This is a genomic window from Citrobacter sp. Awk 4 (assembly GCF_028069725.1).
In the GTDB taxonomy this organism is placed as follows: Bacteria; Pseudomonadota; Gammaproteobacteria; order Enterobacterales; family Enterobacteriaceae; genus Citrobacter_D.
This window is the reverse complement of sequence record NZ_JANEWG010000039.1, coordinates 15,703-41,731: the sequence shown is the minus strand read 5'-3', so window position 1 is coordinate 41,731 and position 26,029 is coordinate 15,703. Positions and strand designations below refer to the sequence as shown.

The window sequence follows — 26,029 nt, the reverse complement described above, 5'->3', positions numbered from 1 at the left end:
GCTGGAATCCTCTAAGCTACTGAAGACTGTAGAGCTTCCGGTCCTGACTGGTAGCCTGACAGCTAAGGCAGACACTATCATGGACGCGCTGTATGAGAACACCGAGTCTTCTTTCGGTTCTGAGGTTTCTGACTATGGCATTATCGCCCATGAGTCACACATCAAGGCTCTCTCTCGTCTGGCTGCTAAGCAGGGCTTCTCTGGTGAAGACGCTATCGTGGATATGCTGGGTACCGACATCGCATATTACAACGGTGAGGACAAAGGTGTGTTCATGTTGGCTAAACGCTTCACGGCCCTGAGCTTCGGCTGCTTCCGTCACGACGGTGAGAATATTACGGTCGTCCTTTCACGTGATGGCGACTCTCAGTCCCATGACTTGGAAATCCTCGGTAAAGTGTTCGTTGTCGCTGAAGCTGCTACGACCGTCAAGATGGGCACTGGCTCAGCTACTGCCGTCCTGCCTGTAGTCAAACGCCTGAAGTTCACCAAGACCGAAGCGTAAGACCAATGGGTAAGAGCATTAGTAAAGGCTTCAGGTCCATCGCCAAGGGCCTGACAGGTGGTGGTGGGACTCAAGGTGGGGCTTCGGTCCCGCCTCCTGTAGCTCCTCCTGTAGCTCCTCCAGATGACGCTCAGCAAGCTGTAGTCGATACCCAAGGTCAGGAGACCGAGGGAGGTAAGACCATGAGCAGAGGTAAGTCTGGACTGAATATCAGCAGGACTTCAGGTGGTGGGCTATCACTGTGATTAACTAACTATGGTCTGGACCTGTTGTTAATGCAATAATATAACATAACAGATAGGAGCTTTATGTCTATGACTTCCGCAGACCTGAAGTCCCTCCTGACTCTGGTCTATAAACTCGTGTTCCTCTCTGTGGGTCTCTACATGGTCCTCTCTGGTCGACTCGGTGTGGATGTGTTCGACACTCTGTCTAAGGCTGTGGGTGGACTTCTAGGTCCTTAGGTTTGGACTCACAGTGGGACCGATGGTTTCTGACAGAAAAATGTGAATGACCATCTAATACATTAAGCCAGCAGACTTCCCCCCATAGGCCCACCTCAAGTCCAGACCGAGGCCACCGGGGGTCCTGACCAGCCGTCTAGACATCCCGTCTAATGACACAAGTCTGGCACAAAGAATGACACAAGGTCTTGACTCAATGCAGGACCTCAGGCCTACTAAGGGTCCGCTTCAAGTCCTTGAAGTTCCAGATAAATTTAATCGGCACATCCAGCTTTTCTTTGCCACGAACGCCGTCACGTAGGGCGGTCATCTCCGGGCCTCGTGAGATGGCGTCGGTCCAGCTAAAACAGGAAATTTGCGTTTTAACCGGATTTTTCGGCAGCGGCATGCGCTCAATCGTAATGGTGTATGTGGATTCGCGGGCACCGCTGTTGCCACCATGAATTCCGACGTTGCCGGTAAGAATCGGCAGCATGGCAATCGCGCGTGAGGTTAACTCGCCATTCGCCTGGCGTTGGGGACCCCATCCCTGGCAAATATAAGCAGGTTGGGTTGTGCCAATTTCACGCGCGAGTTTCACAATGCGATCGACCGGGATGCCGGTAATGTGCGATGCCCACTGCGGCGTTTTGGCGGTGGCGTCTTCTCCCTGACCCAGAATGTAGGCTTTGTAGTGCCCGTTGGCTGGCGCGCCAGCGGGGAGTGTTTTTTCATCGTAGCCGATACAACAGGTGTCGAGAAAAGGCTGATCGACAAGATTTTCATTAATCAACACCCAGGCGATTCCCGCGACCAGTGCAGCATCCGTACCTGGCCGGATGGGGATCCACTCATCTTCACGACCCGCTGCGGTATCGGTGTACCGCGGATCAATGACGATCATTCTGGCATTCGAGCGTTCCCTGGCTTGTTCAAGAAAATAGGTAACTCCGCCGCCGCTCATTCGGGTTTCAGCAGGGTTATTGCCAAACATCACCACCAGTTTGGTGTTTTCAATATCCGAGGTACTGTTGCCGTCATTGGAGCCGTAGGTATAAGGCATGGCAGCGGCGATTTGCGCTGTGCTGTAGGTGCCATAGTGGCTGAGAAAACCGCCATAACAATTCATCAGCCGGGCCACCAGTGAGGCGTAAGGGGAGGAGCGAGTGATATTGCCGCCGACGATGCCGGAGGAGTAGTTGATATAAACGGCTTCATTACCGTATTTTTCTACGGTACTTTTGAGGCTATCGCTGATGATATCAAGGGCCTCTTGCCAGGTGATTCGCTCAAATTTTCCTTCCCCACGTTTGCCCACGCGTTTCATCGGATAATTGAGGCGGTCTGGATGATTAATCCGTCGACGAATAGAACGACCACGCAAACAGGCGCGTACCTGATGATCGCCGTAAACATCGTCGCCGGTGTTGTCGGTTTCAACCCGCCAGACTTCATTATCCCGGACGTGCAGGCGCAGAGCACAACGACTGCCACAGTTAACCGAGCACGCACCCCAGACGACTTTATCGTCTTCCGGTTGTATTGCCTTTTGCACAGCCGCCGCTGCAGTTCGTACACCGAAGGGTAAAGCGAGGCCACCCGCGGCAAGCGCCAGTGAGCCAATGGCTGTGGATTTCACCAACGTTCTGCGGCTAATGCCTCCATGTTGCTCAACTCTGGACATCATTCACTCCATTATCGCAATCGTTATATAAATTGTTTTATATGGGAATTAGTACTCTGCTAATAATGCAATGAGTTTACCCTTGTAAGGTCAAGGGGTATTAATCCACGTCAATATAAGGGATGCCCTCCAGGAACGGAGGGCAAAAGGGGATCACTGCGGTTCGACGGTGGGGCCGTCCTGAGCTGGGCTGCTATTTGCCGGGGCGTTTCCGCTACTCGTGCGGGTATAGAGGATTTTGTGGGTGTCGTTTGCGCAATGCCCCACAACCTGCGAATCAGGCTGATCGGCCTGATCGTTCGGCACGATATTTAAGGTAAAACTCGATTCCGCCACACCGTTGTTAATGATCCGCTGCTCAATATCGCTTTTGACTCTTTCGCACGATTCCGGTGCAGCCATGACCCACGGGGAGGCGGTCACCAGTAACAAGACGGCAATTCCTCTGGTTAGGTTCATCATTCACTCCTTCTATAGAAAACGATAAATAAAGCATAGCATTTGTAGTATACCCCTCCGTATTTGAACGCAACCCGTTGAAGGTTCTTAAAATAGCGCGACTTCCCAAAATATCCCCAAACCGATACTGCCAGTTTGCCCCCATCATTATTGCGGTGCGCCGCCCCGAGAGTGAACAAAAAATAACCGCTGTTGGTATACTTTGAGAGCGACCATGCGCGTATTCAATCTAAGGAGGTGCGCAATGGACATAGCAGAAGTGAAATCATTTGGTACACCAGACGAAGTTCGCGAGTTTCCGAATGGACGACTGGAGCTCCTGAATATCGGGGGAGCGATAGTGGGTCGGGCGGTGCTGGAGCCTGGATGGCGATGGGCGACATCCGTGCAGCCTATCGCCGGGACGAAGAGTTGTGAAGCGCCTCATTTTCAGTATCACGTTGCCGGGGTGCTGCGGGTAAAAATGGACGATGGCTCTGAATTCGATTGTCTGCCTGGTAACTTGTCACGTATTCCCCCCGGTCACGATGCCTGGGTTGTGGGGGATGAATCCGTGGTCATTGTTGACTTCCAGGGAATGGTCGATTGGGCTAAACATAAAGAGAGTGGTTGCACCGACTCGCCATAAAGCAAAAAAGTTATCGAACACCAGTACGATGCTCATCATTCATCATCGTGTATAGGGCCCATTCTGTAGAGTGGGCCTTTTCTTGAGTGTTATTTGGGGTTCATTACGCTATGGCGTAACTCTCTGTATTTGCTAATATGATTGAAAATCTTCCCTGTAACGCGGTGAATAATGTGACGAAAAAGGCGCTACTGAGTTTTCTGTGCGTGATGCTTGCTGGCTGTGATAACGCGACCAGCCTGGTGTCGTATACGCCGGAAATGGCCAGCTTTTCCAATGAATTTGATTTTGATCCGTTACGTGGTCCGGTGAAGGATTTCAGCCAGACGTTGATGAATGATAAAGGCGAAGTGGCAAAACGGGTCAGCGGCACGTTATCGCAGGAAGGCTGCTTTGATACGCTTGAGCTTCACGATCTGGAAAATAATACCGGGGTGGCATTAGTGCTGGATGCCAATTTTTACCGTGATGCCGAGACGCTGGAAAAACGGGTGCGCCTGCAGGGGAAATGCCAGTTGGCGGAATTGCCTTCGGCAGGGGTTGTCTGGGATACCGATGATAACGGTTTCGTCGTGAGCGCTGCGGGTAAAGAGATGGAAATACAGTACCGCTACGACGCCGATGGATACCCGTTGGGTAAGACCACGGTCACCAAAGACAGTAAATTGTCGGTCAGCGCTAAACCGTCGCCGGACCCGCTAAAAAAAATGGATTATACCGCCGTGAGCCTGCTTAACGATCGGCCCGTGGGTCATGTGAAGCAAACCTGCGAATATGACGCCCACGCTAACCCGATCAACTGCCAGCTTATTATTGTCGATGAAAGCGCTAAACCAGCAGTTGAACGGAGTTACACCATTAAAAATACCATTGAGTATTACTAAACCGCAGTTTACTGCGCGGTGGGTTTTAGCAACTGAGAACCTGGCGTTTTGTGTTGCGCCAAATACTGTTGCTGGAATATACACATCCGAATGGTATTGCGGTATTCGCCGTTGATAAAAAATTCATGAATTAATTCGCCCTCTATCATAAAACCTAATTTGCGATAGATGTGAATCGCTTTCTCGTTTTCTTTATCGACGATCAAGTAAAGTTTGTAGAGATTGAGCACGGTAAAACCGTAATCCATCGCCAGTTTTGCTGCGCGAGAGGCCAGACCTTTCCCCTGATATTCCGGAGAAATGATGATCTGAAATTCGGCCCGGCGATGCACATGGTTAATTTCGACCAGTTCAACTAAACCGGCTTTCTCACCGTTGCATTCCACAACAAAGCGGCGTTCGCTCTGGTCATGAATGTGTTTGTCATAAAGATCGGAAAGCTCGACAAAGGCTTCATAGGGTTCTTCAAACCAATACCGCATCACGCTGGCGTTATTGTCGAGCTGGTGTACAAATCGTAAATCTTCGCGCTCAAGCGGGCGGAGTTTGACACTGTGGGCGCTGGTCATACGGTATCCTTACATTCCTTCTTAAACAGTCATTTTAGGGTGCAATCGTGCGGCCGGTGCGACGATCCAGGCAGCGAAGGGTATTCGGTTCCCAGTAGGCATTGATATTCGCGCTTTGTTCACAGTTATCGCGCTTATCAAATGCCGCGTCAGCTTTGTCCCACTCTTTTTCTGTGCGGGTATTCACTTTATTGCGCAGCTTACGCGTGTCGTTCCATTGCTCTTTTTCCATCGCGGCCTGCTGACGGCTTTGCGCGCTGTCCCCGGATTCAATCACCAGTTTGCTGGTTTCTGCCATTGCACAAGTGGTGTACATGACGGCACCCAGCGTAAGCATTGCCGTCAGGCACAGGCGTTGGCTAAGTGTTTTGTTCATTGTCAGTTCCTTTAAATGAATGGGCTAAAAGCGATTTAATGCGTCCAAATTCTACACTATTTCCGCTCGCAGGGCATACCCGCCTTAAGGGCATGGATACGCTGAGGATATTCTGAAGTATCATGGTTAAATCGACAGTCACTCAAAATGAATAATGTTAAAAATTACGCTTCTTTTTTTTGTTACGGCGCTATGCGAAATCATCGGCTGCTTTTTACCCTGGCTCTGGCTTAAGCGCGGCGCAACGGACTGGCTGCTGGTTCCGGCGGGCGTTTCACTGGCGCTGTTTGTCTGGTTGCTGACATTACATCCGGCGGCCAGCGGGCGAGTCTATGCGGCCTATGGCGGCGTCTATGTCTGTACGGCGTTACTGTGGCTGCGTTTTGTCGACGGTATCAAGCTCAGTGTGTATGACTGGTCAGGCGCTGCGATTGCTCTCTGTGGAATGCTGATTATCGTGGCGGGCTGGGGGCGCGTTTAAGCGTCCCATTTTTTGTGACAGGTAAGTGATTTTTTACTCATTTAACTTGTATGGTAGTAGCTCAGTTGGGTAAATTTCCTGCATCGCAAAAGAGATGTAAGGAATAAAAATGAAAATTGTAGGGGCTGAAGTCTTTGTCACGTGTCCGGGACGTAACTTTGTTACGCTGAAGATTACGACCGAGGATGGTATTACCGGTCTTGGCGACGCCACGCTCAATGGGCGTGAGTTGTCGGTCGCATCGTATCTGAAAGATCATCTTTGCCCGCAGCTGATTGGCCGTGACGCGCACCGTATTGAAGACATCTGGCAGTTCTTTTACAAAGGCGCCTACTGGCGTCGTGGTCCGGTGACGATGTCGGCCATCTCCGCTGTGGATATGGCGCTGTGGGACATCAAAGCGAAAGCTGCCAACATGCCGCTGTATCAGTTGTTGGGCGGCGCTTCTCGTGAAGGCGTGATGGTGTATTGCCATACCACTGGTCACACGGTCGATGATGTGCTGGAAGATTATGCGCGTCATAAAGAGATGGGGTTTAAAGCGATCCGCGTGCAGTGCGGCGTACCAGGGATGAAAACCACATATGGAATGGCGAAGGGGAAAGGGCTGGCTTACGAGCCTGCGACGAAAGGGCAGTGGCCAGAAGAACAACTGTGGTCAACCGAAAAATACCTCGACTTTACTCCCAAACTGTTTGAAGCCGTACGCAGCAGATTTGGTTTTAATGAGCACTTACTTCACGACATGCACCACCGCCTGACGCCCATTGAAGCGGCTCGGTTTGGTAAGAGCATTGAAGATCACCGTCTGTTCTGGATGGAAGACCCCACCCCTGCGGAAAACCAGGAATGCTTCCGCCTGATCCGCCAGCATACGGTCACGCCTATTGCGGTCGGCGAAGTCTTTAACAGCATCTGGGATTGTAAACAGCTGATTGAAGAGCAGTTGATCGACTACATCCGTACCACAATTACGCACGCAGGCGGCATTACCGGCATGCGGCGTATCGCTGATTTTGCCTCCCTGTATCAGGTTCGTACCGGTTCACACGGTCCATCCGATCTCTCACCGGTCTGTATGGCGGCGGCGCTGCACTTTGACCTGTGGGTGCCGAATTTCGGGGTTCAGGAATACATGGGGTACTCCGAACAAATGCTGGAAGTCTTCCCGCATAACTGGACGTTTGATAACGGATATATGCACCCAGGTAATAAACCGGGTCTGGGCATTGAGTTTGATGAAAAACTGGCTGCGAAATATCCGTACGACCCGGCTTATTTGCCTGTGGCTCGTCTGGAAGATGGCACCTTGTGGAACTGGTAATCACCGGAGAATAAAATGAAAAGTGTCGTCATTAAACAACCCAATGAACTGATTATTGAAGAGCGACCGCTGCCTGTTCCTGGCATGAATGAAGTTCGCGTTAAAATAAGCCTTGCCGGGATTTGCGGTTCCGATAGCCATATTTATCGTGGACACAACCCCTTCGCAAAATATCCACGGGTGATCGGCCATGAATTTTTTGGTGTGATTGATGCTATTGGTGAAGGCGTTACAGATAAATCCCCCGGTGAACGTGTTTGTGTCGACCCGGTAATAAGCTGTGGTCACTGCTATCCCTGCTCAATCGGGAAGCCGAATGTCTGCACCTCGCTGGTTGTATTGGGTGTGCACCGGGATGGGGGCTTTAGCGAATATGCTGTCGTGCCCGCTAAAAATGCCTGGTCGGTTCCGCAAAATGTCAGCGACCATCATGCTGTTATGGTTGAGCCGTTCACGATTGCCGCCAATGTGACCGGGCAGGTCAATCCCGGGAAAGAGGATATTGCGCTGATCTATGGCGCAGGTCCAATGGGGCTGACCACGTTACAGGCATTGAAAAATGTCTACCAGGTCAAACAGGTGATTGTCGCTGACCGCATTAATGAGCGTTTAGTCATGGCCGAAAATAGCGGTGCAGACTGGGTTATCAATAATGGCGAACACGATTTATCAACACTTCTGCAAGAGAAAGGAATTAAGCCAACGCTCATTGTTGATGCGGCTTGCCATCCTTCTATTTTGCAGGAGGCTATTTCCCTTGCGTCCCCTGCAGCGCGTATTGTTCTGATGGGATTCTCCAGCGAGCCTTCGAGTATTATACAGCAGGGAATTACCGGAAAAGAAATATCCATTTACTCTTCCAGACTCAATGCGAATAAATTCCCGGTCGTGCTGGATTGGTTGCAAAAAGGATTGATCGACCCTGATAAATTAATTACACACCGTTTTAATTACCAACAAGTCACCGATGCAATTGAGTTATTTGAGAAAGACCAGAAGTCGTGCTGCAAAGTGCTATTGACCTTCAATTAATAATAAAAAATGCGAGTAAGTAGTCCGCATCTTAACATCCGAGATGAAAGCGATGACTCAAATTAAACATGAAAGAAGTACATCTGACCTCGTGCGAGCGGCCCTGTCAGGCTGGCTCGGTACCGCCCTGGAGTTCATGGATTTTCAGCTTTATTCATTAGGTGCTGCACTGGTTTTTCACGAGATATTTTTCCCGGAACAATCGGCGGCGATGGCGCTGATACTGGCAATGGGAACCTATGGTGCAGGATACATTGCACGTATTGTCGGTGCGTTTATCTTCGGCAAAATGGGTGACAGGGTGGGCCGTAAGAAAGTCCTGTTTATTACCATTACGATGATGGGGATCTGTACAACCTTAATTGGCGTACTACCTACCTATGCGCAGATAGGTATTTTTGCCCCGATTCTGCTGGTGACGTTGCGTATTGTTCAGGGATTGGGTGCTGGCGCGGAAATTTCTGGTGCGGGTACCATGCTGGCGGAATATGCGCCGAAAGGTAAGCGCGGGATTATTTCTTCACTCGTGGCAATGGGGACGAACTGCGGCACACTGAGTGCGACAGCGATCTGGGCATTTATGTTCTTTGTTCTGGATCGTGAAGAATTGGTCGCATGGGGCTGGCGTATACCGTTTCTCGCCAGTGTCGTGGTCATGCTCTTTGCAATATGGCTGCGCTTTAATTTGAAGGAGAGTCCGGTCTTTGAAAAAGTGAACGATACGGAACTCGCTCCAGAAAAAGCGGTTGCGGATGAGAATACTGTTGGGGCGATGTTCCGCAGTAAATCTTTCTGGCTGGCTACGGGGCTGCGTTTTGGTCAGGCGGGCAACTCAGGGCTGATTCAGACCTTCCTGGCAGGGTATCTCGTACAGACACTGTTGTTTGATAAAGCGATCCCCACCGATGCGCTGATGATTAGCTCGGTACTTGGCTTTTTAACAATCCCGCTACTGGGCTGGTTGTCTGATAAATATGGTCGCCGTATACCTTATATGGTGATGAGTTTGTCGGCGATGATCCTGGCTTACCCGATGCTGTCGATGATTGTTGATAAGAGCAACAGCGTTAGCACGATTATGGCTTCCATTATTATCATTCATAACTTTGCGGTGCTGGGGCTGTTCGCACTGGAAAACATCACCATGGCGGAGATGTTTGGTTCAAGAAACCGTTTTACCCGGATGGCGATTTCAAAAGAGGTGGGTGGTCTGGTGGCGGTTGGTTTTGGACCGTTACTGGCGGGGATCTTCTGCAACATGACCGGTTCCTGGATGCCGATTGTGGTGATGATTATCTGCTACTCGATCATTGGGTTCATTTCAGCGTTCTTCATGCCGGAAGTTCGCGATCGCGATCTGAGTCTGCTACATGATGCCGCAGATACCGTGCCATCCATGAAACCACAGGCTGCAACGAAAATGTCCTGATAATAAGAAAGCGCACTGTCATGACGGTGCGCTTCACTGAAACGCCCATTCTTGTTACACAACTTAAAAACATGTCATACCAATCGACAATAAATTAACTCAAATCAAGAACACGCCAAATGAACTCGTTAATCTAGTATGGCAATCAACGTTCTCTACAGTGAGTCAAAAAGATGCAAAACAAGCTATTAACCGCTAAGGCAACACTCCCGACCTGGGATCGCAGCAAACTGGTGCCACGCATTGTCCACCTTGGTTTCGGTGCGTTCCACCGCGCCCACCAGGCTATCTATGCGGATATCCTTGCCACAGAGCACGGCAGTGATTGGGGTTACATCGAAGTTAACCTGATTGGCGGTGAGCAGCAGATTGCTGACCTGAAAAACCAGGACAATTTGTATACCGTGGCAGAAATGTCTGCTGATGCCTGGACTGCGCGCGTTGTGGGTGTGGTCAAAGAAGCCCTGCATGCGCAGGTCGAGGGGCTGGAGACTGTTCTCGCAAAAATGTGCGAACCGCAGGTAGCGATTGTTTCCCTGACAATTACTGAGAAAGGTTACTGTCATTCTCCGGCGACAGGGCAATTGATGCTGGATCACCCGATGATCGCCGCCGATCTGCAAAACCCTCAGCAGCCTAAATCAGCACCAGGGGTTATCGTTGAAGCGCTTGCGCGCCGTAAAGCGGCAGGTTTGCCGGCATTCACCGTGATGTCCTGCGATAACATGCCTGAGAACGGGCATGTAATGCGCAATGTGGTGACGGCTTATGCTCGCGCGGTTAATGCTGAACTGGCGCAGTGGATTGAACAAAACGTCACGTTCCCTTCCACGATGGTTGACCGAATCGTTCCTGCCGTCACCCCTGATACGCTGGACAAAATTGAGCAGTTAACCGGTGTGCGCGACCCTGCCGGTGTGGCATGCGAGCCGTTCCGCCAGTGGGTTATTGAAGATAATTTCGTTGCAGGGCGTCCGGAATGGGAAAAAGCCGGTGCTGAACTGGTTGTCGATGTTATCCCGTTTGAAGAGATGAAGCTGCGCATGCTGAACGGTAGCCACTCTTTCCTGGCATATCTTGGTTATCTGGCCGGTTATCAGCATATTAATGATTGTATGGGAGACGAAAACTACCGTCTCGCGGCTCATGCGTTGATGCTACAGGAACAGGCGCCAACGCTGAAAGTGACAGGCGTCGATCTGAAGCGTTACGCCGACTTACTGATTGAACGCTATAGCAACCCGGCGCTGCGCCACCGTACCTGGCAGATTGCGATGGACGGTAGCCAGAAACTGCCTCAGCGTATGCTGGACTCTGTGCGCTGGCATCTGGCGCATAACAGCTGCTTTGATTTGCTGGCGCTGGGCGTGGCAGGCTGGATGCGTTACGTCGGCGGTGTGGACGAGCAGGGCAAGGCGATCGAAGTCAACGATCCGCTGTTGCCTGTCATTCAGCAAGCGGTTCAGGAGAGTCAGGAAGGTGAAAGCCGCGTTCAGGCGTTGTTGGGCATTGACGCGATCTTCGGCAATGAGTTGCCGCATGAAGGTCTGTTTACCCGCAAAGTGACGCAAGCGTACCTGTCTTTGTTGGCGGATGGTGCGAAAGCGACTGTTGCAGCGTACGTCGCGAAACAGAAATAACCGTGTTGAAGTAGCCGAAAGACGTTGTATGTAGCCGGGAATGGCGGTGTCGCTTCCCGGCAGTCACTTCATCGTAATGCCGCCTGGGGCGGCATTGACACCATTAGTTCATGCCGAGACGAATCAGTTCGATGGGCGCAAATTTACCCTCACAACCTTCAACTTCCACGGTTTTCCCGCGACGGATCTGTGCTGCATCAAGGCCATCGGTGTCAATTGAGGTAATTTTCCCCGTCTGTCCTGTGCCGCTAATCATGACCCGGCTGCCAGTGGTGATTGCGTTACGGTTACGATCGTATGTCATCATGGTGTTTTCTCCTTTCTAACTTACCGTCAAAGCCCGTGGGCTTTTAGTCCCACGTAACGGGCGTCATATAAATACGCCTCTTGTGAAGGTTTTTTTTTGTTTTTGATCAAGCTCACGGCTTTTTGGCTAAGGATGTGCGGGGAGAAAAAGAGGAGTGGGAACTCACCCCGGGCGGGGTGAGAGGGGAATTATTCTTCGCTAAACCATTCGCTGTTTTCCTGGCGAATAAGCTGTACGGACTCACCAATTTCCTGCAGGTGGACAGTCATCGCACGTTCAACGGCTTCCGCGTCATGCTTTTCAAGCGCGGCAAAAATATCATGATGTTGCCTGAGCAGCATTTCAGGCGGCGACACGTGATCCAGACTCATATAGCGCACACGGTCAATAGTCGCTTTGATATTCTCAACGGTATCCCAGGCTAGCTGGCAATCGGCAATAGCCGCCAGTTTCTGATGAAACTCGTCATCAAGCTGGAAGAAATCGTTAAGCTGTTTACGATCAATCGCAATACGCTGCTGATGCAGGTTCTGTTCCAGTTGATAACACTGGCTATCTGTCATCATTGACGCGGCGCGACGAGCAACCGCGCACTCTATCGCCTGACGGACAAAACATCCATTCTGTACCTGCGATAACGAAATTTTATTCACATAGCTACCGCGCTGCGGACGGATCTGGATCAGTCCATTTTCCGCCAGCTTGATAAACGCTTCCCGCACGGGCTGGCGTGAAACATTAAAGCGTACAGAAACTTCTTTTTCAGACAGCGGTGTGCCAGGTGCAATCAGGCAATGCACGATGTCACGACGAAGAATGCGGTATATTTGCTGATTTACCGGCTGTGTAGGGTTGAGTTGGGTTTCGACGGTCATGTGCTCTTACTTTTTAGAGAGTTAACCCGATTATTCTATCATTTTTTTGCTGTGGGCTATACCCGGCCAGAGGCCGGGTAGCGTAATTAGTGTCGATGAATGCTCAGTCCGGCAAAGGATTGTGTTACGGGCATCATTTCCAGGGTATTGATATTCACATGAGCGGGTAATGAGGCAACCCACCATACGGCTTCGGTCACATCTTCGGGTGTCAATGCCGTTGTGTTTTCATAAGCTTTGCCCGCTTTCTCATCGTCACCTTTGAAGCGAACGTTAGAGAATTCGGTGCCGCCCACCAGACCCGGTTCAATGTCCGTGACGCGAACCGCAGTACCGTGTAAATCGGTACGCAGGTTAAGGCTGAACTGACGGACAAACGCTTTGGTGGCGCCATAGACGTTGCCGCCGGCGTACGGCCAATTGCCCGCCGTAGAGCCAATGTTGATGATATGACCACGATTACGTTCAACCATGCCCGGCAGCACGGCGCGAGTCATATAAATCAAGCCCTTATTGTTGGTATCGATCATGGTTTCCCAGTCGTCAACGTTGGCTTTATGCGCGGGTTCAAGTCCGAGAGCCAGCCCGGCGTTGTTGACCAGAATATCAATGTTGCGCCAGTTGGCAGGCAGCGAGGCCAACATTTGTTCAATGGCTGCACGATTGCGCACGTCCAGTTGTGCCGTTAGCAGGTTATCTCCCAGCTCCTCTTTTAACTCCTGAAGGCGTTCCTGGCGGCGGCCTGTGGCAATCACTTTATGGCCATTCTCAATAAAACGACGTGTAATGCACTCACCAAAGCCTGCCGTTGCACCGGTAACTAAAACGATCATCTCACTGTTCCTCAACGCTTTTTGTGTTGTACTACCATAGCACGCGATATCTGTTAGGGGGTAATCCTGGTTAACGAGATTGCGGTCATTTCAAGGGAGGCCTACTCTATTGAACAAATCGTTTTCGGGAGTGAAAGATGTCGTTAACAAATCCATTCTTAAGTAACAGTGTGTTGCCGTATCAGGCTCCGCGTTTTGATCTGATTGAAGACCGCCATTACCGTCCCGCCTTTGATGAAGGAATGCGGCAAAAACGCGCAGAAATCGATGCGATTGTACAAAACCCCGAGGCAGCGGATTTTGCCAATACCTGCTTAGCGCTGGAGCAAAGCGGTGCCTTACTGACGCGCGTTACCAGCGTATTTTTCGCCATGACGGCGGCGCATACTAACGACGAATTGCAGCGTCTTGATGAGGCGTTTTCCGGCGAACTTGCTGCGCTGGCAAATGATATCTACCTGAACAGCGCCCTGTTTGCGCGCGTGGACGCCGTCTGGAAACAGCGTCAAACGCTGAAACTGGATGCAGAATCCTTACGGCTGGTGGAGGTAATTCATCAGCGCTTCGTCCTGGCCGGCGCGCAACTCAGTGATGCCGATAAAGACCAACTGAAACGGCTGAACACCGAGTCAGCGACGCTGACCAGCCAGTTTAACCAGCGATTACTGGCGGCAAATAAATCGGGTGGACTGGTGGTGGATGAGGTTCACTCGCTGGCAGGTTTAAGTGCCGAAGAGGTAGCCCATGCCGCACAAGCCGCCACAGAGAAGGGGCTTTCGGCGCGTTGGTTAATTCCCTTGCTTAACACGACGCAACAACCGGCGCTCGCTGCGCTGCGCGACCGGCAGACCCGGGAAAATCTCTTTAAGGCTGCATGGCTGCGGGCGGAAAAAAATGATGCCAATGACACGCGCGCCATCGTGAAGCGTTTGGTGGAAATTCGCGCGCAACAGGCAAAACTACTGGGCTTTGCTCATTATGCCGCGTGGAAAATTGCCGATCAGATGGCGAAAACGCCTGAGGCCGCACTGGCGTTTATGCGGGCTATTGTGCCTGCCGCACGTCAGCGTGCGCTTGATGAGCAGGCGGAGATCCAAAAAATCATTGATCAACAGCCGTGCGGATTCACGGTACAGCCATGGGACTGGGCGTTTTATGCCGAGCAGGTACGACGCGAGAAATTCGCGTTAGATGAAACGCAGCTCAAGCCGTATTTCGCCTTAGACACTGTCCTGAATGAGGGGGTTTTCTGGGCGGCAAATCAGCTGTTTGGCATCAAGTTTATTGAGCGTTTTGATATCCCGGTTTATCACCCTGATGTTCGCGTCTGGGAAATCTTCGACAGTGACGGTGTGGGACTGGCGCTGTTTTACGGTGATTTCTTCGCGCGTGAGTCAAAAAGCGGTGGCGCCTGGATGGGCAACTTCGTCGAACAATCAACGCTCAACGAAACCAGGCCGGTGATTTACAACGTCTGTAACTATCAAAAACCGTCCGCAGGACAACCGGCGTTATTGCTCTGGGATGATGTAATCACGTTGTTCCATGAGTTCGGACATACGTTGCATGGTTTGTTTGCCTCCCAGCGTTACGCAACCCTTTCAGGGACCAATACGCCACGTGACTTTGTTGAGTTCCCGTCGCAGATCAACGAACACTGGGCGAGCCATCCCGCTGTTTTTGCTCGCTACGCCCGGCATGTTGAAACAGGGGAAAAAATGCCTGATGCGCTGCAAGACAAAATGCGCCGGGCGAGCCTGTTTAATAAAGGCTATGACATGACAGAGTTACTGAGCGCAGCCTTACTGGATATGCGCTGGCATACCCTGTCGGCGGACTCCGCCGTACCCGATGTGGACAGTTTTGAATCGCAGGCGCTAGCGGCTGAGGAAATCGATCTTCAGTCCGTACCGCCGCGCTACCGTAGCAGTTATTTCGCCCATATTTTTGGCGGCGGTTATGCGGCAGGGTATTACGCCTATCTCTGGACGCAAATGCTGGCAGATGATGGCTATCAGTGGTTTGTCGAACATGGCGGATTAACGCGTGAAAATGGCCAGCGCTTCCGGGAAGTGATTTTGTCTCGCGGCAACAGCACAGATTTGGAACAGCTGTATTCGGCGTGGCGAGGGCTGGAGCCGCGAATTGAACCGATGCTGCTTCATCGCGGGTTAAGCCAGTAGTTTTCATTCTGAATGATCGGGGTTATCCCCGATCATAAATTCGGTGAGAGAATTAGCAGACCATCGAAATATCAGAAAGCGGAGGGAAAATGAACTGTCAATTTAAGTAATGATGTTCTGGATAATTCAAATAACAACGCAGGAGATTTGATTAATGGTGAATATATAACCGGAAGCGTTTAATAACGGTTTAGGATTATCAACTTTTTTTGTTTGGCTTTTGTTTAAAATCATAGAGTTGTAAATTACCGCAACCCGCTACAGGGTTTCTATGACTAAATTGACAAAAATATGCTTTTCTCTCGCTAGACTCTATAACATCAAGGATGAATGAGTGAGGATTAGCGATGATTAAAAGAGCCGCCGAAATAGATAACATCTTACTGAGCCTGAATCTATCTATTGATGCCCATTACAAGTGGTTGGTAAAAATGTTTCGCTGTGTCGTTTCAGGCGATATCACTCAGCCAGAGATTATTCATGTTAATTCCTATTGTATGTGTGAATTTGGCCAGTGGCTGAATAATCATCCTGCACGTGAAAACGATGAAACAGGATATCTCTATCAAATAGATAAAGCACATATCGAAATGCATATTAGTGGCCGTATTTTACTGTCGGCAATTGTCGAAAAAAGATGGCTACCAGAACATTTTGAGCATTTCCAGGACACATTGTTAGCGTTTACCGCCGCAGTGACGGACTACAAAATATACCTGCTAAATATCCGGAGTAATATGGATATATTGACGGGATTGCCGGGTCGACGTCTTTTGGATGAGTCTTTTGACCGCCAGCTTATTGAGGCCAGTCCCGGTAATTTATATCTGCTGTTATTGGATATCGATCGCTTCAAGTCCGTTAATGACACTTATGGGCATCTGGTTGGCGATGTTGTGTTACGGTCGCTGGCGTCAAATCTCTCGGCATGGACCCGGGAGGACGAAACGGCATACCGCTACGGCGGTGAGGAATTTATCATCATCATTAAGGCACAAACAGACGAGATGGCTTGTCAGGCCGGAATGCGTATTTGCGACTTAATCGCCAGGCACAGCATTCACTATCCTGACGGCGAGATTAACATTACTGTGACCGGTGGGGTGACCCGGGCGCAGCCAGGAGAACCTCTGGATGTGGTGTTGGGGCGCTCGGACCAGGCCATGTATGAGGGTAAACAAACGGGCAGAAATCGCTGCATGTTTATGGATAAACAGCAAAAAATCACCCGAATTACCCGTCGTGAGCCCGATCACTCGCTCTTTACAAAACAGGCTGCAGGCTGACATAACTCTTCATTAGAACTGCTAGTTTATATTTAACTAATTGATTAATGGACTAATAGCTGTTCTCTGGAGGCAACATGAAATTATTTGCGCGTAGAAAACGTCAAGGCAAACGCTGGAACCGCCGCCCTGAGTCTCAGGATTTACACCAGATGCAGTCACAAGGCCGATGGATTTCGCGCACGGCATGTTGTCAAAGTAAAAAGGGATGGAAGCGAGAAATACCGATTTTGCTGGCTTAGTTCGGTATTGTTTAACCTTCATTGAGATTGTCAGTGATAGGGTGTATGCGATTCGTTGTCTTCGCAGGGAATTGCCTGATAACGTAAAAAGCAAAACACAAATCTATCCATGCAAGCATTGACCGCTGGTTCATCCGGCGGTTTTTTTTGCCCGTTATTCAGGTAAAAAAAATAGCCCCTTGTGCAGTGATGCAGCAAGGGGCTATGTCGGTAAGTCGTTATCTCCGTTCATTAGTCATCCCATTTGTGACTGAAGTACGCGGCCAGAAAACCAGAAAATAAAATAATTCCCAGTACAGCCATAAATACGTTCATATTACCCAGCATATTATGTCTCCTGTTTTGATGTCTTTCCTCGTTTACCTTATTTCACCTCGTTGATATCTATCCTGGCAGAATGAACTTAAACAAACGCTGAATTAAGTGATTATTTCAAATTTAGCGTAAGGTTTTTAACCGCATGATGACTCGAAATATGAAAAAGAGTAACCAAAAGGGCAATGCGGGGGAACAGAGAGAGACACAGCAGGCGTTCGCTGTCGGGTGGCTATCTGAACCGATGACCGTGCGGGGGAGTCCTGCACGGTCACGGATGATTTAACAAGTGGCCGGTTGCTGCCAGGGTTTAACGCGCATGCCTTTTAACATCATCACCCATGCCAGACCAATGGCGACAATCAGTACCGCAAACAGCGACCAGGCGGGAAGCGTGGTTAAAATGATGCCGCTGGCTAATGGGTTGAACGCCGCGCCCAGCCAGCCAAGCGACTGCGCAGAGAAGTAACTCGCTTTCATTCCCGCAGGCGCAATATTGTCGATCAACATATATTCCCCTGGCGCGTAGATCACTTCACCGAGGGTAAAGACGGCGGCAGAAACGCCCCACAGGATCAGGTTGTTCCCGGAGAACATAAAACCCACCAGGCCAATAATGAAGCAAAGGGTTCCTGCCGCCATCAGTGGCCGGATATTCGCGGCAGTGAGCCTGCGCCCGAGGGCATATTGCAGGCTAACCACCATCGCTGCGTTTACCGGTAAGACGACGGCGACCACTTTCTCGGCAAAATCACCGTCAGCGACGACCATTACATACTGGGAAATACAGGATGAAAATGCGCCGCCCACGAACGAGGCGAGAAACGCAGAGAGGGTAAACCAGAGCAAGGCTTTGTCGCGCAGCAGAACCGACGGCGACCACACTGAGGTATTTATCCCTTCAGCAGGTGCTATGGAGCGTGTTACCCATGTCTGAATAAAAACCAGCGGGAAGGCAGAACAGACGGCCGCCAGCCAGAAAGGCAGGTTAATGCTTTGCATCACCAGCAGGGTGCCAAGCGGTGGCCCAATGGTCCAGCCAATGTTGAGCACGGTGTAGTTGAGCGAAAAAATTTTGGTTTTCGCGGTGGCTGAGAGGTTATCGGCAAACCAGGCTTTCAGCACGGTGGCGAAAACGGAATAGGCGCAGTTGATCAGCGCAAACAGCAGTACCACCAGGGTGACGTTATGCACCAGCGGGATCGCGATAAACCCGAAGGCAAATGCGCAGATCGCCACCAGCATGTAACGTTTCTTATCGAATTTATCCGCCAGAATGCCGAAGCCAAGGCTGAAGACCACGCCGATGGTCAGCGCCACCGTCATGGCGTAGCCAATCAGATCAACGCCCAGCGCATACTGGCGATTCAGATAAATGGTCATGAACGGCAACGTGGCGCCACGACCAATAGTCAGTAATAACGATGAGGCGAGTAATGCAAGGGTTGACCGTCTCAGAGTGGTGTTCATTTTCCTGCCCGACAATGCGTGTTGTTTTGTTTTTGTTAACTGTCAGAAAGGAATAGCACGGCAAAATTGTGATGTATACCGAATAAGTTGTTCGAAAGTGCCTCTGATAGCCTACCTGAATTAATGATCTGTTACAGGACAACGATTTCCGCTAAGTTAACTTGTTTACAAAAATTTAATAATTGCAGAGGTCAGGGGATGTCGCGTAAAGACGGGCTGTTGGCATTATTAGTCGTGGTGGTATTGGGACTGAATTTTGTCGTCATCAAAGTGGGATTACACAATATGCCGCCACTGATGCTGGCGGGATTACGCTTCCTGCTGGTGGCGTTTCCGGCGATTTTCTTTGTTGCCCGCCCCAAAGTCCCGCTTAAACTTCTGCTGGGTTACGGCCTGACGATCAGTTTTGGGCAATTTGCTTTTCTATTTTGCGCCATCAACTTCGGCATGCCCGCCGGACTGGCGTCGCTGGTACTGCAGGCGCAGGCCTTTTTCACCATCGTTCTGGGGGCGTTTGCGTTCGGTGAGCGTTTGCAGGGTAAACAACTGGCGGGGATTGCGCTGGCGATTTTTGGCGTACTGGTGCTGATTGAAGCGAGCCTCAACGGGCAACAGGTGGCGATGACCGGATTTATGCTCACTCTGGCTGCCGCGCTCAGTTGGGCCTGCGGGAATATTTTTAATAAAAAGATTATGTCGCGTGCGGATCGTCCGGCTGTCATGTCGCTGGTGGTCTGGAGCGCGTTAATCCCAATTATTCCGTTTTTCCTCGCGTCGCTGTTTCTGGATGGTTCCGAACGGATGATGCAAAGCCTGGTCAGCCTTGATACCACGACGGTGTTGTCGCTGGTCTATCTTGCCTTCGTTGCCACCATTGTCGGCTACGGGATTTGGGGCACGTTGTTGGGGCGTTATGAAACCTGGCGTGTGGCACCGTTATCGCTGTTGGTTCCGGTGGTTGGGCTGGCCAGTGCCGCAGTGCTGTTGGATGAAAGGCTGACCGGACTGCAATTATTGGGCGCAGTGCTGATTATGGCGGGGCTGTATATCAATGTGTTTGGTTTTCGTTTACGTAAACCAGCACCGGCGAGAGGGTGAAAAAAGCCCCGCAGTGACGGGGCAAAACGAATTAGAGGTCACACCGGTTGTAATAGGGCACGCCTAACTCGTCGGACTTATCGCTGCCTGCCCCCATATGATTGAAGTCGAAAGGGGATTGATCGTGCGCAGTGGGCATGATCATCACATCGCGAGCTGTTTGTGTTGTGGGCTGGGCAGTTTGCTCCGCAACACTCTGGCCGGAGACGACAAGCAACAGAGGCAGCATTGCAGAAGACAAAAATTTCATGGTTTCCTCGATTACGTCGTTAACAGGCGATTAGCAATGACACTGATTGAGCGGCAGCAAATACCGGGATTCGCCGTGCATATTGGTCATGCGGAACTTATGCGGCGGCACATCAAAATAGTTTTTAAACGTCCGGGTTAGCGTTTGCTGTGACTCAAAGCCGTAACGTTCAGCCAGATACAAAATGGGCTCGTTACTTTCTTTTAATTTCTGGGCTATCTCGGTCATTTTACGGCTGCGGATGTATTGACCTAATGAATGGCCGGTTTCTTTTTTAAACATCCGTTGCAGGTGCCATTTGGAGTAACCTGAACGCTCTGACACCTTTTCCAGTGAGAGCGGCGATTCCAGGTTATCTTCGATCCAGTCCAAAATGCTATGAATAGTGATAGCGTCAGTGTTGCGTCTGGACATCGTCATACCTCTTTCTGTTTACGGCAGGATTTTCTTGAGCAAATACTCAAGTGTTGCCACTTCATCCGCCGTTAAGTTTTTTGTTAGTTCCTGGTGCAGGTCTTGTCCTACTAATTGATGACATTGCTCACAAATTGCCGCGCCGTGTTCGGTAAGTTTCACCAGCACGCCGCGTTTATCGTTGGGATTTGGCAGTCTTTCGATCCAGCCTTTACAGACCAGGCGGTCAAGCATGCGCGTCAATGCGCCAAGATCAACAGACAGCACTTTCTTAAGTTCAACCGGGGTAATACACACCGCGCAGCGGATGGAACACAGCACCTTAAACTGAGAGGCGGTGATATCCAGCGGCGACAGATAGTCGTTTAGCAAACGATCTTTTTTCTGATTAACCATGTAGATCAAGCGGCCAAGTGGAATGATTTCATTGAAAAGGTCACTGGTGCTTTTCACGATGGTTGCCCCGGCAAGTAGTTAGTCACGGCAGATACTATTGCCCAGGCAAGTATAAGTCAAACGAATGAATTGAGTGATGACACATTTTGCTAAAACGGTTCTTCAAGCCGGATGTTTTAGCTTTTAATAACTTAATGATAATTACAGATTATAGATATGATGGGAAAATGAATGGTTACATCGCTGAAATAGCGGTCCGCGCGCATTTGAACTTATACTTGCCGCTAATGAAGAGCGACTGGAGAAGAGATTACCAATGATAGATTTGTTTAAAGCGATAGGGCTGGGCCTGGTTGTTCTGCTGCCGCTCGCCAACCCACTGACTACGGTGGCGCTGTTCCTCGGGCTTGCGGGCAACATGAACAGCGCAGAGCGTAACCGTCAGTCGCTGATGGCGTCGATTTACGTATTCGCGATTATGATGGTGGCGTACTACGCCGGTCAGTTAGTGATGAATACGTTTGGCATTTCGATCCCAGGGCTGCGAATTGCCGGGGGGTTAATTGTCGCGTTTATCGGATTCAGAATGCTCTTTCCACAGCAGAAAGCGCACGAGTCGCCGGAAGCGAAAAGCAAATCTGAAGAGCTGGAAGACGAACCGACGGCCAACATTGCCTTCGTGCCACTGGCGATGCCCAGTACGGCGGGTCCGGGTACGATTGCAATGATCATCAGTTCGGCCTCAACCGTGCGTGATGGTTCTGATTTCCCTGGCTGGGTAATTGCGGTCGCACCGCCGCTGATCTTTGCCATTGTGGGGGTCATTTTGTGGGGGAGTCTGCGCAGTTCGGGGGCGATCATGCGCCTGGTCGGCAAAGGGGGAATCGAGGCGATTTCGCGCCTGATGGGCTTCCTGCTGGTCTGTATGGGCGTACAGTTTATCATTAACGGTATTCTGGAAATTATTAAAACCTATCACTAAAGCCTGCGGCCCGGCGCTAATACGTCGGGCCTTTTCTGTCTTTTACTGCGGTTGTGGCTGCTCTTCCAATGAGACAGGCCAGCGGCGAAAAATAATCACTGACCAGACTAAGGCGATGATTGCCGGGACGACCCCGACGTAGCCGATGGCAGACATCGACCAGTGTAAACTCACCTGATTACCTACCAGCGCGCCTGCGCCAATTCCGATATTAAAGATGCCGGAAAACAACGCCATCGCGACATCGGTGGCATCTGGCGCCAGCGCCAGCACTTTCACCTGCATCCCCAGACCGATAACCATAATGGCTATCCCCCAGAAGATACTCAACGTCGCCAGGTGTGTTTCGCTGTCGGCGGCAGAACGCAGAAGCAGCAGACACCCCACCAGCAGGACAATGGCAAAGGTAATGAGCGAAGAGGCATGCCGATTACCCAACTTACCAAACACCACGCTACCGACGATCCCAGCGCCGCCGAGAATAAGCAGTAAAATCGTGGCAAAGTTGCCGCTCAACCCGGCCACGGTTTGCACAAACGGCTCGATATAGCTGTATGCCGTGTAATGGGCGGTCACCACGATCACGGTCAACAGATAAAGGCTCATCAGCGCAGGGCGGCGAAACAGTAACGGCAGGCTTTTCAGCGAGCCAGAATGTTCACTGGGTAAGGTGGGCAGGAGCTTGAACAGACACACGAGCGTTGCCAGCGCGCCCATGCCGATAGCCAGGAAAGTGGTACGCCAGCCAAAATATTGCCCGACAATGCGTCCTATAGGGATCCCGAGCACCATCGCCAGTACGGTTCCGGTGGCGATCAGGCTCAGCGCCTGCGCGCGCTTACCAGCAGGGGCCAGACGGATGGCGAGTGAGGCGGTGATCGACCAGAAAATGGCGTGCGCAAAAGCGATGCCGATGCGGCTTATTAACAGAACGGTAAAATTCCACGCCAGAAATGAGAGCAGATGGCTGGCAATAAACAGCACAAACAGACAGATCAGCAGCTTGCGTCGCTCCACCTGACTTGTCAGCAGCATAAAGGGCAGCGACATCAGCGCCACAACCCAGGCGTAGATAGTCAGCATAATACCGACCTGTGCAGTCTGCATATGAAAGCTTTGAGCAATATCAGAGAGTAAGCCAACCGGGACAAACTCGGTGGTATTGAAGATAAAAGCCGCAATAGCAAGCGTAACGACCCGTAGCCACGCGACTTTACGGGAAACAATGCGTGTAGACATAAAAAGTAATGGGGCTTGTTGCAAAAAGGTGAGGTCAGGATCTTAAAACGTTTGCTGGCGGAAATACAATCACTTTGTGATTAATATCACATTTTTTAGTTACTAAAAAGTAACGCCACGGGCGGAACGGTTGGTGTACGTTTTTTGGTGGTGACGTTGTCACAAAATAGGGCACGTTTTGTGCCGTTGAAAGCGCCACCCGGTGCAGAGTGGAGCCGCCATACAGCAATGTTATGCCCGCGTTTGCGGTGGCAGCAGCTCTATAAAGGCTTCCAGTTGCCGGGTCATTGCACCGCGTCGCCAAACCAGCCAGGTATTCAGCCAGCGCCACTCTTCTGTTAGCGGCCAGGCGTCGACCTGATGATGTCCGGGCATACTTTCTAACATTGTGCGGGGAATCAACGCGATGCCCGCGCCGGCGATAACGCAGGCAAGCATCCCATGATAGGACTCCATTTCATGAATCGTACCCGGTGCGGCGCGATCGGCATGGAACCAGCTTTCAAAATGGCGACGGTAAGAGCAGTTCGCGCGAAAAGCGTAAATATTACAGCCGTTAACGTCACTCGCACGGCGCACGACGTGGTGACCGCACGGGGTGACAATCATCATCTCTTCGCGGTAGACCGGCATCCCTTCAAGACCAGGGTGGGCAATAGGGCCATCCACAAAGGCGGCATTCAGTTTACCCTCCAGAACCCCCTCCAGCATGGTGCCGGAAGGCCCGGTGGATAAGGCAAACTGAATCTTGGGGTAACGCTGATTATATTCGGCAAGCGTCGCGGGAATACGCACGGCTGCGGTACTTTCCAGCGCGCCGAGGGAAAACAGCCCCTGCGGTTCATCGCCGGCCACCACCATCCTCGCTTCATCGACCAGCGCCAGGATCTGCTGGCTATAGCGTAAAAAGTTATGTCCTGCCGGAGAAAGTCTCAGACGCTGATTCTCGCGAATAAACAGATCCACCCCGAGATCGGCTTCAAGCTGGCGAATGCGTGTCGTGAGGTTAGACGGAACACGGTGCACTTTCGCCGCCGCCTGGGTAATGCTGCCCGTCTGGGCGACAGCATTGAACATTTCCAGTTGCGTCAGATCCATAGCTTTCTCTTTTTGTGAATGGAGTGGTTAATATTATTCAATTTTCAGAAAGAGTAAACGGGGTCATGATACCGCCATTCCCTGTGATAAAGAGAGAAAGCCATGAACCCGACACCCGCGACACATGCAATTTCAGTGGACCCCGCAACGGGAGAACATTTGACGGCCATGCCCTGGAGCAGCGACAGCGAGATCGAGCTGGCCCTTAGTCAGGCTGCCAGCGGTTTTGCCGCATGGAAGCGCACGACGGTCGCGTACCGGGCGCAGAAACTGCGCAACGTCGGACAGGCCTTGCGGTTACGGGCTGAAGAGATGGCGCAATGTATCTCGCGGGAGATGGGAAAACCGATCAAACAGGCGCGCGGCGAAGTGGCAAAATCCGCCAGCTTGTGCGACTGGTATGCAGAGCACGGCCCTGCCATGCTCAACCCAGAACCGACGCTGGTGGAAAATCAGCAAGCGGTGATTGAGTATCGCCCGCTGGGGACGATTCTGGCGGTGATGCCGTGGAATTTTCCGCTCTGGCAGGTGCTGCGTGGGGCGATCCCCATCCTGTTGGCGGGTAATGGCTATCTCTTGAAACATGCCCCGAATGTGACGGGCTGTGCCAGGCTGATTGCCGATATTTTTGTTGACGCGGGGATGCCTGAAGGTGTTTACGGCTGGCTCAACGCCAGTAATGCGGGCGTCAGTCAGATGATTAATGATCCGCGTATTGCGGCGGTCACGGTCACCGGCAGCGTTCGCGCTGGCGCGGCTATCGGCGCTCAGGCAGGGGCGGCGCTGAAAAAGTGCGTGCTGGAACTGGGCGGCTCGGATCCCTTTATTGTGCTGAACGATGCCTGCCTGGATCTGGCGGTGAAAGCGGCTGTCGCCGGGCGTTATCAAAATACCGGACAGGTGTGTGCTGCGGCTAAACGTTTTATTGTCGAAGAAGGTATTGCCCGGGACTTTACCGAACGCTTCGTCGCGGCGGCGGCGGCCTTGAAAATGGGCAACCCCTTTGACGAGGAAAACGATCTCGGGCCGATGGCGCGCGTTGATTTGCGTGATGAACTGCATCAACAGGTGATGACGTCAGTCGCACAAGGCGCGCGTTTATTACTGGGCGGGGAACTCGTTGCAGGGGAAGGGAATTACTATCCGGCAACGGTTCTCGGTGATGTGACACCTGAAATGACGGCATTTCGCCAGGAGCTGTTTGGTCCGGTAGCGGCAATCACAGTGGCGAAGAGCGCAGATCATGCCTTACAGCTTGCCAATGACAGTGATTTCGGTCTCTCGGCGACGATTTTTACCGCCGACGAAACGCGCGCACAGGAGATGGCCAGCCAGCTAGAATGCGGTGGCGTGTTTATCAATGGCTACAGCGCCAGCGATGCGCGAGTGGCATTTGGCGGCGTGAAGAAAAGCGGTTTTGGTCGTGAGCTTTCCCATTTTGGCTTGCATGAGTTCTGTAACGTCCAGACGGTCTGGAAAAACCGCGTCTGATGCACAAAGCGCCTCGTCAGGAGGCGCGATGGTCTCTCCTGGCCTGACGTCGCATATTCAGCTCTGTTATACTACCAGGCCTATTCAGACCTGCGG

25 protein-coding genes and 2 pseudogenes are annotated in these 26,029 nt (G+C 51.3%); 13 read left to right on the top strand and 14 right to left on the bottom strand.

All coding sequences use genetic code 11. The features are described 5' to 3' along the window. Window positions 1-505: pseudogene (locus NNO04_RS16170) on the top strand (hypothetical protein); the annotation flags it as partial. Window positions 506-1,207: 702 nt separating this feature from the next. On the opposite strand, the pseudogene NNO04_RS16165 reads toward NNO04_RS16170, so the two are convergent. Continuing rightward, a pseudogene (locus tag NNO04_RS16165) lies at window positions 1,208-2,632 on the bottom strand (molybdopterin-dependent oxidoreductase); the annotation flags it as partial. A 153-nt stretch (window positions 2,633-2,785) separates the two neighbouring features. Further along, window positions 2,786-3,091, bottom strand: coding sequence for a DUF1161 domain-containing protein (locus NNO04_RS16160; RefSeq protein ID WP_442870742.1), 306 nt, complete (start codon window positions 3,089-3,091; stop codon window positions 2,786-2,788). A gap of 244 nt (window positions 3,092-3,335) precedes the next feature. Between NNO04_RS16160 and NNO04_RS16155 the strand changes: the two genes are divergently transcribed. Next, the gene (locus NNO04_RS16155) at window positions 3,336-3,719 is read left to right on the top strand and encodes a cupin domain-containing protein (RefSeq protein WP_271445557.1); all 384 of its coding nucleotides are present in this window, start codon (window positions 3,336-3,338) and stop codon (window positions 3,717-3,719) included. A gap of 173 nt (window positions 3,720-3,892) precedes the next feature. After that, window positions 3,893-4,603 (top strand): YnfC family lipoprotein, encoded by a 711-nt coding sequence (locus NNO04_RS16150; RefSeq protein ID WP_271445560.1) that lies wholly within the window; start codon window positions 3,893-3,895, stop codon window positions 4,601-4,603. A gap of 8 nt (window positions 4,604-4,611) precedes the next feature. Here NNO04_RS16150 and speG read toward each other — a convergent pair whose 3' ends face one another. Both speG and NNO04_RS16140 read right to left on the bottom strand, forming a co-directional pair. Further along, a complete protein-coding gene (gene speG, locus NNO04_RS16145; protein ID WP_271445556.1) occupies window positions 4,612-5,172 on the bottom strand; it encodes a spermidine N1-acetyltransferase in 561 nt (186 codons plus the stop codon). Window positions 5,173-5,206: 34 nt separating this feature from the next. Further along, window positions 5,207-5,548 (bottom strand): DUF1283 family protein, encoded by a 342-nt coding sequence (locus NNO04_RS16140; RefSeq protein ID WP_271445555.1) that lies wholly within the window; start codon window positions 5,546-5,548, stop codon window positions 5,207-5,209. A gap of 154 nt (window positions 5,549-5,702) precedes the next feature. Here NNO04_RS16140 and NNO04_RS16135 point away from each other — a divergent pair, with 154 nt between their 5' ends. The 5 genes from NNO04_RS16135 (at window position 5,703) to NNO04_RS16115 (ending at window position 11,454) form a co-directional block, all read left to right on the top strand. Beyond that, entirely contained in the window at window positions 5,703-6,029 is a 327-nt protein-coding gene (locus NNO04_RS16135; protein WP_271445554.1) for a YnfA family protein, read from the top strand. Between the two features lie 109 nt (window positions 6,030-6,138). Continuing rightward, a complete protein-coding gene (rspA, locus tag NNO04_RS16130; protein ID WP_271445553.1) occupies window positions 6,139-7,353 on the top strand; it encodes a starvation-sensing protein RspA in 1,215 nt (404 codons plus the stop codon). A gap of 15 nt (window positions 7,354-7,368) precedes the next feature. Continuing rightward, window positions 7,369-8,385 carry a Zn-dependent oxidoreductase gene (locus NNO04_RS16125; protein ID WP_271445552.1) on the top strand — a complete coding sequence of 339 codons (1,017 nt, stop codon included), beginning with the start codon at window positions 7,369-7,371 and terminating at the stop codon, window positions 8,383-8,385. A 52-nt stretch (window positions 8,386-8,437) separates the two neighbouring features. Next, entirely contained in the window at window positions 8,438-9,814 is a 1,377-nt protein-coding gene (locus NNO04_RS16120; protein WP_271445551.1) for an MFS transporter, read from the top strand. Between the two features lie 173 nt (window positions 9,815-9,987). Next, on the top strand, window positions 9,988-11,454 hold the full coding sequence (locus tag NNO04_RS16115; RefSeq protein WP_271445550.1) for a mannitol dehydrogenase family protein: 1,467 nt from the start codon (window positions 9,988-9,990) through the stop codon (window positions 11,452-11,454). Between the two features lie 103 nt (window positions 11,455-11,557). Here NNO04_RS16115 and ydfZ read toward each other — a convergent pair whose 3' ends face one another. From ydfZ to ydfG, 3 genes are all read right to left on the bottom strand, one after another. Continuing rightward, window positions 11,558-11,761, bottom strand: a complete 204-nt coding sequence (ydfZ, locus tag NNO04_RS16110) for a putative selenium delivery protein YdfZ (RefSeq protein ID WP_271445549.1) — start codon at window positions 11,759-11,761, stop codon at window positions 11,558-11,560. A gap of 188 nt (window positions 11,762-11,949) precedes the next feature. Continuing rightward, entirely contained in the window at window positions 11,950-12,636 is a 687-nt protein-coding gene (locus NNO04_RS16105) for a GntR family transcriptional regulator (protein WP_271445548.1), read from the bottom strand. 86 nt (window positions 12,637-12,722) lie between these two features. Next, on the bottom strand, window positions 12,723-13,469 hold the full coding sequence (gene ydfG / locus NNO04_RS16100; RefSeq protein ID WP_271445547.1) for a bifunctional NADP-dependent 3-hydroxy acid dehydrogenase/3-hydroxypropionate dehydrogenase YdfG: 747 nt from the start codon (window positions 13,467-13,469) through the stop codon (window positions 12,723-12,725). Window positions 13,470-13,606: 137 nt separating this feature from the next. Between ydfG and dcp the strand changes: the two genes are divergently transcribed. Continuing rightward, window positions 13,607-15,652, top strand: coding sequence for a peptidyl-dipeptidase Dcp (dcp, locus tag NNO04_RS16095; RefSeq protein ID WP_271445546.1), 2,046 nt, complete (start codon window positions 13,607-13,609; stop codon window positions 15,650-15,652). Window positions 15,653-15,999: 347 nt separating this feature from the next. Then, window positions 16,000-16,938 (top strand): diguanylate cyclase, encoded by a 939-nt coding sequence (locus NNO04_RS16090; protein ID WP_271445545.1) that lies wholly within the window; start codon window positions 16,000-16,002, stop codon window positions 16,936-16,938. Window positions 16,939-17,411: 473 nt separating this feature from the next. Here the strand turns inward: NNO04_RS16090 and mgtS are convergent, their stop codons facing one another. Together mgtS and ydeE are read right to left on the bottom strand one after the other, a co-directional pair. Next, on the bottom strand, window positions 17,412-17,507 hold the full coding sequence (gene mgtS, locus NNO04_RS16085) for a protein MgtS (RefSeq protein WP_000901367.1): 96 nt from the start codon (window positions 17,505-17,507) through the stop codon (window positions 17,412-17,414). Between the two features lie 270 nt (window positions 17,508-17,777). Next, window positions 17,778-18,965, bottom strand: a complete 1,188-nt coding sequence (gene ydeE / locus NNO04_RS16080) for an efflux MFS transporter YdeE (RefSeq protein WP_271445544.1) — start codon at window positions 18,963-18,965, stop codon at window positions 17,778-17,780. 198 nt (window positions 18,966-19,163) lie between these two features. On the opposite strand from ydeE, the gene eamA reads away from it, so the two are divergent. Then, complete coding sequence (gene eamA, locus NNO04_RS16075; RefSeq protein ID WP_271445543.1) at window positions 19,164-20,063, top strand: O-acetylserine/cysteine exporter; 900 nt, start codon at window positions 19,164-19,166, stop codon at window positions 20,061-20,063. 31 nt (window positions 20,064-20,094) lie between these two features. Here eamA and marB read toward each other — a convergent pair whose 3' ends face one another. From marB to marR, 3 genes are read right to left on the bottom strand one after another with little or no spacing between them, the layout of a single operon-like run. Then, window positions 20,095-20,313 (bottom strand): multiple antibiotic resistance protein MarB, encoded by a 219-nt coding sequence (marB, locus tag NNO04_RS16070; RefSeq protein ID WP_271445542.1) that lies wholly within the window; start codon window positions 20,311-20,313, stop codon window positions 20,095-20,097. Window positions 20,314-20,343: 30 nt separating this feature from the next. Continuing rightward, the gene (marA, locus tag NNO04_RS16065) at window positions 20,344-20,727 is read right to left on the bottom strand and encodes an MDR efflux pump AcrAB transcriptional activator MarA (RefSeq protein WP_271445559.1); all 384 of its coding nucleotides are present in this window, start codon (window positions 20,725-20,727) and stop codon (window positions 20,344-20,346) included. Window positions 20,728-20,745: 18 nt separating this feature from the next. Continuing rightward, complete coding sequence (gene marR / locus NNO04_RS16060) at window positions 20,746-21,180, bottom strand: multiple antibiotic resistance transcriptional regulator MarR (protein ID WP_162382108.1); 435 nt, start codon at window positions 21,178-21,180, stop codon at window positions 20,746-20,748. A gap of 259 nt (window positions 21,181-21,439) precedes the next feature. Here marR and NNO04_RS16055 point away from each other — a divergent pair, with 259 nt between their 5' ends. Further along, a complete protein-coding gene (locus NNO04_RS16055) occupies window positions 21,440-22,105 on the top strand; it encodes a MarC family NAAT transporter (RefSeq protein ID WP_271445541.1) in 666 nt (221 codons plus the stop codon). 42 nt (window positions 22,106-22,147) lie between these two features. Here NNO04_RS16055 and NNO04_RS16050 read toward each other — a convergent pair whose 3' ends face one another. Further along, window positions 22,148-23,344 (bottom strand): sugar transporter, encoded by a 1,197-nt coding sequence (locus NNO04_RS16050; protein WP_271445540.1) that lies wholly within the window; start codon window positions 23,342-23,344, stop codon window positions 22,148-22,150. A 231-nt stretch (window positions 23,345-23,575) separates the two neighbouring features. Then, entirely contained in the window at window positions 23,576-24,442 is an 867-nt protein-coding gene (gene ptrR / locus NNO04_RS16045; RefSeq protein ID WP_271445539.1) for a putrescine utilization regulator PtrR, read from the bottom strand. A 102-nt stretch (window positions 24,443-24,544) separates the two neighbouring features. Between ptrR and sad the strand changes: the two genes are divergently transcribed. Continuing rightward, window positions 24,545-25,933, top strand: a complete 1,389-nt coding sequence (sad, locus tag NNO04_RS16040) for a succinate-semialdehyde dehydrogenase (RefSeq protein WP_271445538.1) — start codon at window positions 24,545-24,547, stop codon at window positions 25,931-25,933. Window positions 25,934-26,029: the final 96 nt, after the last annotated feature.